Origin of the sequence: Microbulbifer salipaludis (assembly GCF_017303155.1) — a bacterium.
In the GTDB taxonomy this organism is placed as follows: Bacteria; Pseudomonadota; Gammaproteobacteria; order Pseudomonadales; family Cellvibrionaceae; genus Microbulbifer; species Microbulbifer salipaludis.
On record NZ_JAEKJR010000002.1, the window covers coordinates 458,539 to 474,442 of the forward strand.

The 15,904-nt window shown below is 60.6% G+C and carries 14 protein-coding genes; 4 read left to right on the top strand and 10 right to left on the bottom strand.

The window, feature by feature from the left end:
- Positions 1-6 precede the first annotated feature (6 nt).
- The 4 genes from bamC to zntB all read left to right on the top strand — a co-directional run bounded on the left by bamC (position 7) and on the right by zntB (position 3,916).
- Entirely contained in the window at positions 7-1,182 is a 1,176-nt protein-coding gene (gene bamC / locus JF535_RS07560) for an outer membrane protein assembly factor BamC (RefSeq protein WP_207000868.1), read from the top strand.
- A gap of 14 nt (positions 1,183-1,196) precedes the next feature.
- Positions 1,197-1,970 (top strand): MBL fold metallo-hydrolase, encoded by a 774-nt coding sequence (locus JF535_RS07565; RefSeq protein WP_207000870.1) that lies wholly within the window; start codon positions 1,197-1,199, stop codon positions 1,968-1,970.
- 72 nt (positions 1,971-2,042) lie between these two features.
- Positions 2,043-2,918, top strand: a complete 876-nt coding sequence (locus JF535_RS07570) for an aldose epimerase family protein (RefSeq protein ID WP_207000872.1) — start codon at positions 2,043-2,045, stop codon at positions 2,916-2,918.
- A gap of 5 nt (positions 2,919-2,923) precedes the next feature.
- Positions 2,924-3,916, top strand: a complete 993-nt coding sequence (gene zntB / locus JF535_RS07575; RefSeq protein WP_242523753.1) for a zinc transporter ZntB — start codon at positions 2,924-2,926, stop codon at positions 3,914-3,916.
- Positions 3,917-3,959: 43 nt separating this feature from the next.
- Here zntB and JF535_RS07580 read toward each other — a convergent pair whose 3' ends face one another.
- The 10 genes from JF535_RS07580 to dksA all read right to left on the bottom strand — a co-directional run bounded on the left by JF535_RS07580 (position 3,960) and on the right by dksA (position 15,618).
- Positions 3,960-4,787 (bottom strand): thioesterase family protein, encoded by an 828-nt coding sequence (locus JF535_RS07580; RefSeq protein WP_207000874.1) that lies wholly within the window; start codon positions 4,785-4,787, stop codon positions 3,960-3,962.
- Positions 4,788-4,844: 57 nt separating this feature from the next.
- On the bottom strand, positions 4,845-5,660 hold the full coding sequence (gene panB / locus JF535_RS07585) for a 3-methyl-2-oxobutanoate hydroxymethyltransferase (RefSeq protein ID WP_207000876.1): 816 nt from the start codon (positions 5,658-5,660) through the stop codon (positions 4,845-4,847).
- Positions 5,661-5,724: 64 nt separating this feature from the next.
- Complete coding sequence (locus tag JF535_RS07590) at positions 5,725-6,387, bottom strand: deoxynucleoside kinase (RefSeq protein ID WP_207003626.1); 663 nt, start codon at positions 6,385-6,387, stop codon at positions 5,725-5,727.
- A gap of 91 nt (positions 6,388-6,478) precedes the next feature.
- The gene (gene folK, locus JF535_RS07595; protein ID WP_207003627.1) at positions 6,479-6,952 is read right to left on the bottom strand and encodes a 2-amino-4-hydroxy-6-hydroxymethyldihydropteridine diphosphokinase; all 474 of its coding nucleotides are present in this window, start codon (positions 6,950-6,952) and stop codon (positions 6,479-6,481) included.
- Positions 6,953-6,968: 16 nt separating this feature from the next.
- On the bottom strand, positions 6,969-8,429 hold the full coding sequence (pcnB, locus tag JF535_RS07600) for a polynucleotide adenylyltransferase PcnB (RefSeq protein WP_207000878.1): 1,461 nt from the start codon (positions 8,427-8,429) through the stop codon (positions 6,969-6,971).
- A gap of 1,014 nt (positions 8,430-9,443) precedes the next feature.
- The gene (locus JF535_RS07605; protein WP_207000880.1) at positions 9,444-10,841 is read right to left on the bottom strand and encodes a sigma-54-dependent transcriptional regulator; all 1,398 of its coding nucleotides are present in this window, start codon (positions 10,839-10,841) and stop codon (positions 9,444-9,446) included.
- A gap of 128 nt (positions 10,842-10,969) precedes the next feature.
- Positions 10,970-13,966: an ATP-binding protein gene (locus JF535_RS07610; RefSeq protein WP_207000882.1), complete on the bottom strand. Its 2,997-nt coding sequence runs from the start codon at positions 13,964-13,966 to the stop codon at positions 10,970-10,972.
- Positions 13,956-14,132 carry a hypothetical protein gene (locus JF535_RS07615; protein WP_207000883.1) on the bottom strand — a complete coding sequence of 59 codons (177 nt, stop codon included), beginning with the start codon at positions 14,130-14,132 and terminating at the stop codon, positions 13,956-13,958. The genes JF535_RS07610 and JF535_RS07615 overlap by 11 nt, the downstream gene beginning before the upstream one ends.
- Before the next feature lie 105 nt (positions 14,133-14,237).
- The gene (gene gluQRS, locus JF535_RS07620; RefSeq protein WP_207000885.1) at positions 14,238-15,095 is read right to left on the bottom strand and encodes a tRNA glutamyl-Q(34) synthetase GluQRS; all 858 of its coding nucleotides are present in this window, start codon (positions 15,093-15,095) and stop codon (positions 14,238-14,240) included.
- A gap of 85 nt (positions 15,096-15,180) precedes the next feature.
- Positions 15,181-15,618, bottom strand: coding sequence for an RNA polymerase-binding protein DksA (gene dksA, locus JF535_RS07625; protein WP_207000892.1), 438 nt, complete (start codon positions 15,616-15,618; stop codon positions 15,181-15,183).
- Positions 15,619-15,904 lie beyond the last annotated feature (286 nt).

Sequence of the window (15,904 nt, forward strand, 5' to 3'; positions counted from 1 at the left end):
TCAATAATGACAAAATTTACCGCCGGAGCCCTGCTGTGCGCTGCGGTTACCACCCTGAGTGGCTGTGGCATCTTTGGCAAGGACGGTTATTTCCGCGACCGCGGTGACGACTACCAGCTGGCTGACAGCCTGCCGCCTCTGCAGATGCCGGAAGGTGTTTCCTCCAAGCATCAGGAAGAACTTTACGAGATCCCGCAGATCAGCGGCGAGGTGGAGCGGGGTGATTTTGTGGTGCCGCGCCCGCAGGCGCTGTCGGTTAACGTGGGCCTCGACCGGGTGAAAATCCAGAAGCTGGGTAGCCGCCGCTGGGTTCTTGTGAATCAGCCGCCGGATGAGGTGTGGCCGCAGCTACATTACTTCCTGCGCACCACAGGCTTGCAGTTGGCCATGTCGGACGCCGGCGCTGGCATGATGGAAACCACCTGGCTGACGTTCGGCGACAACCCGGACACCAAAGACAAGTACCGCTTGCTGGTGGAGTCCGGGGTACAGCCGGATACCACTGAAATCCATGTTCGCCACCTGTCTGCGCCGCTGGAAACACCCGCGAGCGCAGCGGTGAGCTGGCCCGCCCAGTCCTCCAGCCCCGAGCGGGAAGGGTGGATGATCGACGAGATGTCCAGCGCCCTCGCCGCCGATGCAACCGGCGCAGCGGCCTCCCTGGTGGCGCAGGCCATTGGCGGTGGCAAGGTCAAGGTGCAGGTGATGGAGCCCGCGGGTAAGGAACCTTACATCGCGTTGGGTCTGGCCATGAACCGGGCCTGGGCCACGGTGAGCCATGCGCTCAATACCGGCGCCTATCGCCTGCACAAGGAAGATTCGGATATCGGTGTTTTCTATGTGACTTACGATCCGGAGCGCGAGCTGTCGGAGGAGGATGAGGGCTGGTTCTCCCGTTGGGGCTCTGGTAGCAACGAAGACAAGCTGGCCAAATCCGCAGAGGCTTACAGCCTGCAGCAGGTGCTGGCGAATATCGACATGACATCTTCTGTACAACCGGCGTTGTTTGCGGGTATGCAGGGGCTGGGCGGTGCTGCCGACAGCAATATCCCCGGTTACTTGGTGGTGCTGCGCGGCGTGGACGATGCGATTGAAGTGCGGATTCGCAGTACCCGCGGGTTGCCGCTGACGCGGGCCAAAACCTCTGAACTGTTGATGGCCATACGCCAGAACCTGATCTGACCTCGGGCGCAGTCATGGCGATCAGATTTGCCTCCCTGGGTAGCGGCAGTAAGGGCAATGGCACTCTGGTCGCCTCTGGCGACCACTGCCTGCTGGTGGACTGCGGTTTTACCATCAAGGAAACCGAGCGGCGCCTGGCGCGGCTCGGTGTCTCTCCGGCAGACCTCACTGCCATTCTCGTCACCCACGAACACAGCGACCATATGGGCGGTGTGGGACCTTTTGCGCGCAAGCACCGGATCCCGGTTTATCTGACCCCGGGCACCTTGCGTGCGCGTGACATCGGCACATTGCCCACGGTCCACCTGATCGAAGGTCATCAGCCGTTCGTGGTGGGTGACATACAGGTGACACCGGTGGCGGTGCCCCACGATGCGCGTGAAGCGGCACAATTCGTCTTCCGCAGCCGCGGCAGCAGCCTGGGTCTGCTCACCGATCTGGGGACAATTACCCCCCATGTGGAAGCCCACTATGGCGACTGCGACGCACTGGTACTGGAAGCGAATCACGACCCACAGATGCTGGCGCAGGGGCCCTACCCGCCCTCGCTAAAACGGCGGGTGGGCGGTGCCTATGGTCACCTGAGCAATCAACAGGCGGCCGGATTCCTGCAGCGAGTGGGCAGTGATCACTTGCAGCACCTGGTTGTCGCACATATCAGTGAAAAAAATAATAGTCTGGAGCTGGCGCGAGCCGCCCTTGCCGATGCCGCCGAGCGCGCGGCCAACTGTATTTTCGCCTGTCAGCAGGAAGGGTTTGACTGGCTGCAGATTGAAAAGGCAGAGTAACGTCTGATCCGGGCTGGCGGCGTCCGTCTTCGGCCCCTTACCACTCACATCCGGGAAACGGAGTTTCTATTCGTGGCAGCGCACGATCATCTGGCCTCGTATATCACGCGCACCGACAGCGGTGCCCTCTATGACAAACCGGGTCTTGACCTGTTAGTGGTGCAGACCGGGCTTTGCCGTGCAGTGATTGCGCTGCAAGGTGCCCAGGTACTGGAATTTACCGCGCAAGGGCGCGCGCCGTTGTTGTGGCTGAGCCCTGCCGCGGTGTTCGAGGCCGGCACCCCGGTGCGCGGCGGAGTGCCGCTGTGCCTTCCCTGGTTTGGCGAGAACACGCGCGACCCGGCCAAACCCAAGCACGGTCTGGTGCGCAGTCAGCAGTGGGAACTGGCGGGCAGTGAAGAGCGTGCAGACGGCAGCGTGGTATTGGTATTTCGTTTTCGGCATGCCGGCGATGCGCTGTTCGCCAGTAGTTTCGAGTGCGAGCTGCGCGTGGGGTTGGGTACCGCGCTGGCGTTCGACCTGGCTTTGACCAACACGGCCGAGGTGGCGACGGAGTACAGCTGGGCGCTGCATACCTATTTTGCGGTGGAGGATATCGCCGGTGTCGAGGTAGAAGGGTTATCCGGTGTCAGTTACCGGGATAAAACCCGGGGCTTTGCGCGCGATGTGCTCGACGGCATGCAGGTGTTTACCGGCGAGGTGGACCGGGTATTTGAACAGGCACCCGCGCAGCAAACCATTCATACCCCCAACCCGATTACCACCCGCAGTGCGGGCTGCCATACGGTGATCACCTGGAATCCAGGTGCCGAACTCGCCGTGACGATCGGCGATATCGGCGCGCATTTTTCCGGCTTTGTGTGCGTTGAGCACGGCAATGCGTTTGCCAATAGCTGGCAGTTGGCGGCTGGCGAAACGGCCCATGCCAGCCTGACCCTGAGCCGCTGACTCCCATGTCTGATGACGGAAATGTGCCCATGCAATCCGGATTGATTCACGCTTACCTGCTGGATGGGCAGGGCCGCGGAACACGTCTCCGCTGGCCTGAAGTGGAGGCCTGGGTACCGGAACAGGGCAAATTGTGGCTGCATTTTGACTACACCGATCCGCAGGCGCGGGCGTGGATCAGCGGGCCGGCAGGGCTCGATACGCTGGTCGCCGATGCACTGTTGACGGAAGAGACCCGGCCGCGCACCAGCGGTATTGGGGATGGGCTGCTGATCGCCCTGCGCGGTGTCAATCTCAACCCCGAATCGCAGCCGGAGGACATGGTCTCGATCCGCCTGTGGGCGGAAGAGCACCGGGTCATCAGTACGCGCAAGCGCCAGCTGTTGTCGATTAGTGATCTGTGCCAGCAACTGGAAAGCGGCCGCGGGCCTCGCACCTGTGCGGCACTGGTGGTGGAGCTTGCCGACCTGCTGGTATGGCGGATGAGCGACACGGTGGATATGTTTGAAGACACCATCGACGAACTGGAAGACCGGGTTGTCACCGGCGCCAGTGGCGGTTTGCGACTGGATCTTGCGATGCTGCGCAAACAGACGATTACCCTGCGGCGCTACCTCTCCCCGCAGCGGGAAGCGCTGGCGCGGTTGATGGTGGAGAAACTGGACTGGATCGAAGAGGCCGATCGGCTGCAGTTGCGCGAGGTAAGTGACCGCTTGCTGCGTCACATCGAGGATATCGATGCAGTGCGTGAACGCGCCGCGGTGACGCAGGAAGAGTTGATGAGCCGCATTTCAGAGCAGCTCAACAGTCGCATGTACGTGCTGTCGATCATTGCCGCAATTTTCTTACCCCTCGGTTTCCTTACCGGGTTGCTGGGCATCAATGTGGGCGGCATTCCCGGGTCGGAAAATCCCCGGGCGTTTGCGGTTTTCAGTGTGTTACTGGTGATTACCGTGGCCATCCAGTTGGTGGTGTTTCGCTGGAAAAAGTGGCTCTGAAAAGTGGCTCTGAACCGCGCCGGCGGTCAGCGCCATCTCGTTTTCAGCCGAACACCGTGACCGTCTGGCGCGACAGCGCGATCAGCTGCCCCTGGTTATCCCACAAGCGCGCGCGAATTACCGCGTAGCCATCCTCTGACTGTTCCACTTCCGCCAGGTACTGCCACCAGTCGTCACTGTGGGCGCTGGCGTTCGCTTTGGCGCGATGGGCCGCCGGTGTCATTTCCAGTGTCCAGGTGAGGGAGCTGGCCGCCGCGAAGGTGTTCAGTTGCGCGAGCACCGCCGGTGGCCAGGCGTCAATGAGCGCAAGCAGGTGGGCGGTGGTGATCGGGCCCGCCGGTGTCCTGAAGCGGATCCAGCCACCCACCCGGGTCTCGTTACTGCCGGTAAAGGGCAGGGCACCGCAGGCCAGGCGGTGATCGAAGTGCTGCGCGAACTCCGGCACCAGGCCCTCGATGTAGGGCAGGGCTTCACACTGCTCCGGGGCATCAAAACCGGGCGCGGGCTCGGGCGTGACAGCAATGGCGGATTCGCGCGGCTTGCCAAAGCTGGCCAGTGCCGCGGTGACCACCTGGGTACCCTGGGAAGCCTGCGCCTCGATCTGAACCGCGGAGCGGCCTGCACGCAATACCTGTGTGCGGGTATCTAGTTCGCCGGCTTGCGCGGGTGCGATAAAGGAAATGGTCAGTGAGCGCAGCGGTGTCTCCGCAATACTGCCCTGAGTAGCACTTTCCAGTGTGGCCTCTATGGGCTGGTACAGCAGGGCTGCAGCGAGGCCGCCAAAAGTGGCGCGGCCCTGGCTCCAGCCGCCGGGGATGACGCAGGCACTACCTGCGTCGCGGGCGCCGTCGAGAATGGCCTTGAATTCCATCCGATACCTCTACTACTAACTGCTTTTCTACTGCCTGCTTTTATGGCGATTGCGCGATCAGCTGAAGCTGTGCGCCGCATCGGGGAAAGAGCCGTTCTTCACGTCTTCCGCATACTTGCGCAGTGCGCCGGGGATGTCGCCCGCTTCCACCAGGAAGTTCTTGGAAAACTTGGGCGGTGTTTCCGTGAGGCCGAGGATGTCATTGATGACCAGTACCTGCGCATCGGTATGCGGGCCGGCGCCAATGCCGATGGTGGGCATCGAGACCGTATCGGTGATGCGCTTGCCCAGCTCCGATGGCACGCACTCGAGTACCAGCAGATCGGCCCCGGCCTGGTCGAGTTGTACGGCGTCGTCGAGAATTTCCCTGGCGCGATCATCGTCCCGCCCCTGTACCCGGAAGCCACCGAGTTTGTGCACCGACTGGGGTGTCAGGCCGAGGTGGGCGCACACTGGAATGCCGCGCTCGGTGAGCATTTTCACAGTGGGAGCAAGCCAGGCTCCTCCTTCGATTTTCACCATGTGCGCGCCCGCCTGCATGATGCGGGTCGCGTTGGTGAGTGCCTGCTCCGGTGTGGCGTAGGTCATAAACGGCAGGTCTCCCATGATCAGGGACTTCTTGTTGCCGCGCGCGACCGCCTCCACGTGATAGATCATCTGCTCCATGGTCACCGGAATCGTGCTGTCGTAGCCCAGTACCGTCATGCCCAGTGAGTCGCCAATCAGTACGCTCTCCACACCGGTTTTCTGCGCCATGGCGGCCATGGGAGCATCGTAGAGCGCAACGCAGATAAATTTTTCTCCATCCGCTTTCATCTTGCGCAGTGTTTGCACGGTCACTGGCTTGGTCAGTTCACTGGGGGCGTAGGGCATGGTGGTGGCTCATGTGGTGGGCTTGTGGCCCGGTAATACGTTGGGCAGTAGTCCCGGAATCGGGTTACTTGCCGGGGTTGTAGTAGTGGCGGCCGCTGGACACATTCAGCAGGTACTCCACCAGCTGCAGGTAATCATCCTGCTGATCGACAATATCGATTTCCGCGCAGTTCACGATCAATAGCGGCGCCTGATCGTAGTAGTGGAAAAAGTGGGTGTAGGCCTCGTTGAGTGTGGCCAGATACTCGTTACTGATGTTGCGTTCGGCGGCGATACCCCGCTTGTGGATACGCTCCTGCAGGACGTCCAGCGGTGCCTGCAGGTAAATCACCAGGTCGGGCTTGGGGGCTTCCAGGGTCAGGTGCTGGTACACCTGCTGGTACAGCGCCAGCTCATCACTGTCGAGGGTGACCTCGGCGAACAGGTAATCTTTTTCAATCAGGAAGTCAGCCACCCGTACCGGCTTGAACATATCGTCCTGGCGCAGGGCCTGGATCTGCTGTGAGCGCTGCAACAGGAAGTGCAGCTGGGTGGGCAGGGCGGCGCTTTTGGGGTCGCGGTAGAAGCGCTCGAGAAAGGGGTTTTCCTCGGGGAGCTCCAGCAACGTATCGTAATTGAAGGTTGCCGCGAGCTTCTTTGCCAGCGTGGTCTTGCCCACGCCGATATTGCCCTCCACGGCAATAAAGCGCGGCAGGGTCTTGCCCTCCAGGTCGAGTTCCTGGGCCAGGTTTTCGGCGCTGTAGTCTGCGCCGTGAGCGGTGTCAGAAGTGGGATGTCTTGTCACCGGGGTGCACCTTTTCTTGCGGTTTAGTCCCTGATTACAGTCGGTGTAACCGGTTGGGCGGGCACTGTTTCAGTAATGCCTGCAGCGATGTACCACCGGGCAGGATCAGTGCCGGCGCCAGCTCCGCCAGGGGTTCCAATACAAAATTACGCTCTGCTATACGTGGGTGCGGCACCTGCAGGCGCACCGTATCGATCTGTTGATCGCCATACAGCAGAATGTCCAGGTCCAGCGTGCGCGCACCCCAGCGCAGGGTGCGTTCGCGACCATGAGAATTCTCTATGGCCTGCAGGGCGTCCAGCAGGGCCTCGGCCGCCAGGTCGGTGTCCAGTTCAGCCACCGCATTGACATAATCCGGTTGCTCGCCGGGGCCGATGGGCGCGCTGGCGTAAAATGCCGAACTCGCGCACAGCGTTGTTTGCGGAATGCCCTGGATTTGCTCAAGGGCACGGCGCAGTTGCGCGGCCGGGTCATCCAGATTGCTGCCGAGGCCAATATAACAGCGAATCACTTGGGAATTCCGCTCAATTTGATGGGTGTTCCGCGCCGTTATCCGGGCGCTTGCCGCGGTTTCGGTTGCGCCCGCCACGGCTGCGGCGACCGCGACTCTTACTGCCGCGCGGACCGCTGCGGGCGGCGTCGCGGACCATTTGCTGGCGCTGTTCTTCATCCGCTGCCTGGAAATCGGTCCACCACTGGCCGAGGCCGGCGGGGATCTCGCCGCTGTCTTCACGCAGCAGCAGGAAGTCGTAGGCCGCGCGGAAGCGGGGCATTTCCATCAGGCGGAAGGCGCGTTCACCACCGCGGCGCGACAGGCGCGACTGCATATCCCAGATCTCCCGCATGGGCAGGGAGAAGCGCTTGGGGATGGCGGTGTGTACCAGCTGGTTGCTGGTAATTTTCTGGGCCGCCTGCGCCAGTGCCGGCACCGGAGGTATGCCCTTCTCGATCAGGAATTTCTGCTCGGAATTGACCGCCGGCCACAACAGCGCGGCGTACAGGAATGCCGGAGTTACGCGCTGGTCGTTACGAATACGGTCGTCGGTATTGCGCAGTGCCTGGCGGGTAAGCGCCAGCGCTTCCGGCGTATCCAGCTGCAGGGCGTTATCCGGGAACAGGTGCGGCCACAGCCCGTGTTCGCACAACAGTTCAAAGGTGCGTTCGCCGTTGCCGCTCATGAGCAGCTTGAGGATCTCATCAAACAGGCGCGCGGGTGCGATATTGCGCAAAAGCGGCGCCAGCTCTGCGAGCGGTGCGGCCGTGGCGGGCTCGATGTCGAAGTCCAACTTGGCGGCAAAGCGCACCGCGCGCAGCATCCGCACCGGATCTTCCTTGTAGCGGGTTGCCGGGTCGCCAATCATGCGGATGAGGCGTTGCTCGATATCGCGGATACCACCGGTGTAATCGTGAATTTCGAAGCCGTTGATGGTGTAGTAGAGCGCATTGACGGTGAAGTCCCGGCGTACCGCGTCACTTTCCAGGTCACCGTAGACATTGTCCCGCAGCAGCATGCCGTGCTCCGACTGCTGCGCCTCGTGCGCCTCGCCGTCGCTGTGGTGGCCACGGAAGGTGGTGACCTCAATGACTTCACGGCCGATGCGGGCGTGCAGGATGCGGAAGCGGCGGCCGACGATGCGCGCACCGCGGAACAACTGCTTTGCCTGCTCTGGAGTGGCATCCGTGGCCACATCGAAATCCTTGGGGTGTCCGCCCAGCAGCAGGTCGCGCACACCACCGCCGACGATGTAGGCCTCAAACCCGGCCTCCTGCAGCCGTTTCATCACGGTCAGAGCCGCACGACTGACGTCGCGGCGGGAAAGGCAGTGATCACTGCGCGGCACAATCACGCGGGAGGTTTTGGGGGAGCGGTTTTTTTGGGGGGCGGGCTGGCGGCCTTTGCCGGAACGGGAGTCGGCTTTTGAGCCTTTTCCATCCTTGGGCTTGCTGTGCCAGCGCTTGATACTGCTGATCAGGGAATTGAACATACGGCTTACTGTGTTATCCGCTGCCGCTGAGTTAAGGGGCAGCTGTGGTATTCCGGGCCTGTATCTTTGGGGCGCCGGGGCATGGCTCCGGGCATCTTACCAATTGGGCCTGCTAGGGCCCGGTTCCGGACGATTGTCAGGCGGATTCTAACACACACAGCGAAACGCACAGCTGCCGGGCCCGCTCCTTGCGGGGACCAGCGAATTGTGTGCATTCATTGAAAAGAAAGAAAAGAAGGGAATTATTCTTATTCGGTATGAAGGCAGCGGCTTCCTTGCGCTATCAATTTGCTTTTCAGCAAACCCTCTCCCAGGCACAATCAGTCAGTTTGTCACGTGCTTGTCGTTATTTTTGTTGTCTTCTACAAGTTATTGTTCTTGTTATTACTCTTTATTCTTATTGTTTATTTTTATTATTTTATTTATAACTTTTAGTTATTTTTATTGTTGTTCTGAGCCTTATTATTTTTATTGCTCAAGCTTTGCTCCGGCATCGATCACTTTGGCTTTTATTATCGATCTGCCCGTTCTCTTATTGTTATTGCGCTTCGCCCGCTTATTGTCAGTTGTTATTAGGGCTTAAACAGTCATTTATTTTTATTCTTGGCTGTTATTGTTGTTTGACCTATACAAAGCAGATAGCGTGCCAACTTTATTAATTCCTTATAAATCAATAACTTAACATTTCTTGGAACTTTTTTACGCCGCGTGAACACAGATTTACGTTACACATCGTGCGGTGGTTGTTACTCCGGTGGGAGTGGGGGTAACACTTTCATTTGTTACCAATTTGCGCCACGCCGAGGGTATTGGCTGGGCTGCGTTTTGCCTCGCCAGTCTGCCCTTAACTGGTTGATTTTTAAGTATTTTCTATTGGGATGGTGGCGTGGGGTGACACAGGGATGGCGCAAGGGGTGGGCGCTAGCGGCGATCTGTCGGGCACAAAAAAGCCCCGGTCAGCTGGCTGTCCCGGGGCTTCTGCGGTGTGTCTGGTGTCTTGCAGCGGCCGACGACTCAGGCTTCGGCGACGCGTTTGGCTTTTTTGCGCGGAATGCCAAGCTTCTGGCGCCGTTCCCACAGGCACTTGCGGCTCACACCCAGCTTCTTGGCCAGCTCGGTCTCGCTCATGGTCTCCTGGTGCTCCAGCACGAACCGGGCGAAATAGTCTTCCAGAGACAGGTCTTCCCGGGGGTCGGCGTGCAGGCTGTTGATGCGGGGGCGACGCTCCGGGTCGGCATCCTCGATCGGGACCAGGTCGAGATCAATATCCAGAGTGCGGTGATCAATTTCACTGACGTCTTCGGTGAGGATGACGGCGCGCTGGATCGCATTTTCCAGTTCGCGCACATTGCCCGGCCAGGTATAGGTGGTCACTGCCTGGATTGCTTCCGGTGACAGCTTCAGGGTGGGGCGATTGATCTTGGCGCAGAACTTCTCCAGCAGGCTCTCGGCAATAGAGAGCACATCTTTGCCGCGCTCGCGCAGTGGCGGCAGTGTCATCTGAACCACGTTGATGCGGTAGTAAAGGTCTTCCCGGAACTTGCGCTCCGCGGCCAGCTGCCGCAGGTTTCTGTGGGTGGCCGCCACCAGCCGCACGTTGACCTTGCGGGACTCGATAGCGCCAATGGGGCGTACTTCACCCTCCTGCAGTACCCGCAACAGGCGCGCCTGGGCTTCCAGGGGCAGTTCACCGATCTCATCCAGGAACAGGGTCCCGCCATCAGCAGCGGCGATCAGTCCCTCGCGCGCGGTCTGGGCGCCGGTAAAGGCACCTTTTTCGTGGCCAAACAGTTCCGCTTCGATCAGGGTTTCCGGGATGGCCGCGCAGTTGACGGAAATCAGGGGTTTACCGTTGCGCTTGCTTTCTTCGTGAATTGCGCGTGCAACCAGCTCTTTACCGGTGCCGGTTTCACCGTGCACCAGCACCGTGGCGTCGGTGGGGGCGACCTTGTGGATGCGCGCGTAGAGATCGCGCATCACCGGGCTGTCGCCAATCATGCCGGTTATCGCGCGGCCCTCGGCCTTGCTGTCGGCTGCGGCGGCACCGGCGGCGCGATGCTGCTCCGCCTTGCCGATGACCCGGCGTACGGTAGCGAGCATTTCGTCGTGGTCGAAGGGTTTGGCGATGTAGTCCGCGGCGCCCATACGCATGGAGTCGACGGCAGAGCGCAGGCTGGCGTAGCTGGTCATGATCAGCACCGGCACATCCCCCGCCAGCTTCAGCAGGTCCGTACCGGGGGCGCCCGGCAGGCGCAGGTCGGAGATGATCAGATCCATGTCCGTGATGCGAAACTTGGTGGTCGCTTCACGCACAGAGCCGGCCTCACTGATCTTGTAACGGTGCCTCTCCAGCAGCTTGCGCAGCGCAGTGCGGATAATGGCTTCATCTTCTACGATCAGGATGTGGCTCATGTGTTACGCCTGGTTACAAATTGTTCAGGGGGAGCTAAGTTTTACCTGTTGGGCGTTTCGATGCAACCCAAACAGGTCCTGTTGTTCAAAAAATGTTCAAATTTGGCCGTTTGCGCGTAACAGTTGGGTCAGTTTTGCAGTGGATTTTCCCCGGCTTCTAGGGGGAGCTGCACGATAAACCGTGCGCCGCGGCCGGTATCCGGGTGGGCGGGGCTGACCAGCTCCAGTTGTCCGCCGTGCTCTTCCACGATGCTGTATACCATGGCCAGCCCCAGGCCCGTGCCTTCGCCGGGTTCTTTGGTGGTGAAGAAGGGCTCCAGGATGCGCTCCCGGTGGGCGGCGGAGATGCCTGGGCCATTGTCGGTCACCGCGATGCAGGCGAGACCGGCGCGCACGTAACCTTCAACTTCGATATGCCCGCCATCGGGGCTGGCATCACGGGCGTTGCTGAGCAAGTTGATAAACACCTGAATCAACCGCTGATTGTCACCCAGTGCGTAGAGGTCATCGGGCACCAGATTGGAGAAGGTCACCCGGGTCTTGTCGAGTTGCAGTGACAGCAGCTGCACCGCCTCTTCCACGCACGCGTGCAGGTCCACAGGGGCCTTCTCGCTCTCCTGGCTGCCACTGTGGGAAAAGCTCACCAGAGAGTGGACGATGCGGCTGATACGCTGGGTCTGGCTGAGAATCTGGTCCGCGGTTTCCAGCACTTCGGGGTTGTCCGAATCGAACTGCAGATTCTGCGCGAGGCACGCGATGCCGGTGACCGGGTTGCCCACCTCGTGCGCGACCCCGGCCGCCAGACGACCTACGGAAGCGAGGCGTTCGCTGTGCATCAGCTCCTGTTCCAGCACCTGGGTTTCGGTGATGTCTTCCACCAGCAGCATCTGGCCATCCCCGCGGTTGTCCCTGCCACCGTCCTTGTATTCGCGGCCGTATTTACCCGTGCGCTGTTTGAGACGGGTCTTGTGCAGGTTGAGCCAGCGGTGAGTACCCTCCATTTCCACCTGCTGTTTAAAGCGGCTGCCATCGGCGGATTCTGCAAATTCGATTAACAGGGTGCGCCAGGGCTCCTGCAGGTACTCCAGTTTGGAGCCGATCACCTCGCTGGCACCGACCCCGGTCAGGTCGGCCATGGCGTAGTTCCACAGCAGAATCTCGCCGTCGCGGCCCAGGGAGCAGGCCGCCATCGGCAGCTCTTCCAGCATCTGGCGGTGGTACAGGCGCAAGTTGTTCAGTTCCGCGGCGAGGCCGGTGAGCTGGTTTTTGTAGCGGCTCAGACGAGTTTCAATCAGGTTGATGTCTTTGTTGGCAGGCTGGTCGCTGGTCACAAACGGCAGGTGACGGTCCACGATCTGGCCGGCGAGCACCCGTCCCAGCAGGCCGGACAGATTCGCTTCCAGCTTGTCGCGCAACTGGCGCAGGGCATAGGGGCGGCGCTCGTCTTCCGGCAGGTTGAGCTGTCGCAGGGCGCGGCTCACTTCCTGGCTGGCGGTGGCGGCACCGAGGCTTTCCGACAGTCGCAGGCGGAAATCCGTGGCCGATTGCACATCGAGTTCCAGACGCAGTGCCTGGCTGATGGAGTCGTCACTGCACAGGTCCGCGGCGTAGCGTTCGAGGCTGCTGGCGCGGGTAAAAATCGAGAGTCCCACAAACAGCAGTACATTGACCGACAGCGACAGCGTGGTGATCTGCGGCCAGATCTCCATGCCCAGCGGGATCCGGTACTCACCGACCGCAAGGCCACTGTTACCCACCATGGCGGGGAGCAGTAGCCCTGCCGCCCACACGAACATCCCGGCAAGCAGGCCGCCAATAAACCCGCGGCGGTTGCCCTGGGGCCAGTGAATCACCGCGAAAATACCCGGCAGAAACTGCAGCGAGGCAATGAATGCAATGATCGCCAGGTCGGAGAGGGACAGTCGGTTGTTGAGCAGCAGGTAGAACCCGAAGCCCGCCAGAAACAGTGCCGCTACCAGCGCCCGGCGCAGCCACAGTAGCTGGCGGTACATATTGTCATCGGACTGCCAGCGGGTGCCGGGTAGCAGCCAGTGGTTCATCACCATGGTGGAGAGTGCCAGGGTGATCATGATCAGCGCGCCGGTGGCAGCAGACAGACCGCCGATAAACGCGAGAATGGTGAGCAGCGCGGACCCGCTGGCGCGTGGTACTGCCAGCGTGAAGTACTGTGCCGGTTCCGTGACATCCAGGGCAAAGCCCGCCCACATGATGGGGAAAATGGGGAGCGCCATCAGCAGCAAAAACAGCGGGAATCCCCAGCTGGCAGTCCGCAGCGCATGGGTGGCGGGGCGCTCGGCAATACTGAGGTAAAAAATGTGCGGCATTGCCACCGCGGTGGCAATGAAGACCAGTAGTAGTGTGTGGGATGAACCCTGCTTGATCGGGGAATACAGCAGTTGCTGCATATCGTTGTTTTGCACCAGCCATTGATCGAGGCCACCCAGGCCGCCGAATACGCCGTACACCGCATAGAGCCCAACCGCCAGCAGTGCCACCAGTTTTACCAAGGATTCCAGCGCCATGGCACTGGCGAGGCCGGCCCTTCTTTTACGGGAGGCGCCATAGGTACTGGTGAACAGCGCCAGCAGAACACAGTAAAGGAACGCGATGAGGTTTTTGCTGGTAACGCCACTGTCCGGCAGTGCCAGCGCGGCAGCATCGTCGCGGGAAAGCAGGGCCAGGGTTTCTGCCACGGCCTGAATCTGTAGCGCGATCAGCGGCAGCAGTCCGAGCAGCATAAACAGGGTGGCGAGGGTGCCGGCCTCGCGGCTGTGGTAGCGGAAAACGAGCAGGTCGGCGGGGGAAGTCAGCTGGTAGCGCTGCGCCAGCCGCGCGAGCGGTTCCAGCGCCACCGGCGCAAACAGAAACATGGCGCCGGTGCCCAGGTAGTAAGCGAGCACCCCGTAACCATGCTGCCACGCCAGGTCCACGATGCCGTAATAGGTCCAGGCGCTGAGAGAAACCCCCAGGGACAAAACGTAAACGAAGGGATGCCGCACCCAGTTACTGGGCAGCCACCCCTTGGATGTGGCGAAGGCGACGAAGAACAGGGCGAAAATATACGCGACGCCAATCAGCGCAATGTTGACGATCTCAAAGGTCATCGGGCTTGCGCCTCCGCTGAATAACGATCGCCAGCAGGATGAGCACGAACCATAGAATGAACGGGCGATACCAGGCGCCGGTTGGATTGATCATCCAGGTGAATACGGTGGGGCTGAACACGTAGCCCACCAGTACCAGCAGGATTAACAGGGTGCGGTTGCTCATCAAAGGCCTGTCGGTGCGTCCTGCGGCGAGAGGGTGCGGCGGAACGGGAAAAGTTGGCGCAAAATGGTAATGCGCGCACGGGGGGGAGTTCAACTGTCGTGTTGGTTACGGTGCGAGCAGCCGATTGCGGGTGTCCACCTGCGGCCGCTGCCAGCGCGCACAGGCCCAGGCCAGAATCTGTTGTGGCGCCTGTTCCGCTAGCGCTGCGGATGGATGAAAACCCAGAAACTGCAGTGCCTGGCAGAGATTGTGTGCCGCACGGGTATCGTCAAGCGCGGCGGCATGGTTCTGCTTGCTGAGCTTCTGGCCACCTTCATTCATAACCAGTGGCAGGTGGCCGAATTGCGGCGGCTCGGCACCCAGGGCGCGAAACAGCTGCAGCTGCACACCGGTGCAGTCCAGCAGGTCGGCACCCCGCACCACGCAGGACACCTGCTGGGCAACGTCGTCGACCACCACTGCCAGCTGATAGGCGTAGAGCCCGTCCTTGCGCTTGAGTATCGGGTCTTCGGCGATAGGCTGGGTTTGTGTCCCTTGCCAGATATCCACAAACGTCTCGGTGGCGCCGGCGCAGTGAAAACGCAGGGCGTGCTCACCCAGGTTGCCCACGCAGTTTTCCCGCCGGTGGCCGCCGGCCTTGCGCACTTGTTCGCGGGTACAGGAGCAGGGATACACCCGGTTATCCTGGCGCAGTTGATCCAGTGCTTTCTGGTAATGAGTATGTCTGCGGCTCTGCCATTGCACCGGGGCGTGTGCATGTAGGCCATGGGCATCGAGAGATTTCAGGATGCGTGCAGCGGCACCGGGCATTTCCCGGGGCGGGTCCAGGTCTTCCATGCGCACCAGCCAATGTCCTCCGTGGGCCACGGCATCCAGATAGCTGCCCAGCGCACACACCAGTGAGCCGAAGTGCAGCGGGCCTGTGGGGGAGGGGGCGAAGCGGCCGGTGTAGTGTTCGGGCATGCCGTAAACCGGGGCAGGGAAGGCGGAAAAGAACAGGATGAGGGTGGAATGCCGGGCGGCTCAGGCGCCGCCCGTGCAGCGAGCATCAGCCAGAGATCTGCTTCTCTTTGATTTCCGCCAGGGTCTTGCAGTCCACGCACAGGGTGGCGGTGGGCCGGGCTTCCAGGCGGCGAATGCCGATTTCTACACCACAGGCTTCACAGAAGCCGTAATCATCCTGGTCGATCAGTTCGATGGTGGCATCGATCTTTTTGATCAGCTTGCGCTCACGATCGCGGGTACGCAGTTCCAGGCTGAATTCTTCTTCCTGGCTGGCGCGATCTGCCGGGTCCGGGAAGTTTGCCGCTTCATCTTTCATATGAGATACGGTGCGATCCACCTCTGCCATCAGTTCAGCCTTCCAGGCCAGCAGCAGCTTGCGGAAATGCTCCTGCTGCTTCTCATTCATGTACTCCTCGCCCTTCTGTTCCTGATAGGGTTCGAAGCCATGTAGAGAATCGGATTTCGCAACAGTATTGGGCATAGTCATTGCCTCTCTCGTAATACGGGCCCTGATAAATAGGGGCTCTACAACCAAATTCAAGCCTAGCAGGCTGCACAAAGCCTAAGCGACCGCCGGCTGTATCTTTCAGGCCACTCGCGCGACCGAGGCGAGGAAACTATCAAATCTCTCTGGACCGCGCCACAAAATGTTGCCCGTTAATGACTCCGACGACGATCCTCCGGTAATTAATTGGCCCGATGGTGTATTCTGGCGTTCGTTTTTTCGGCAGGATCGTGTTCAATCTTGCCATAACTGACTTTTTGTA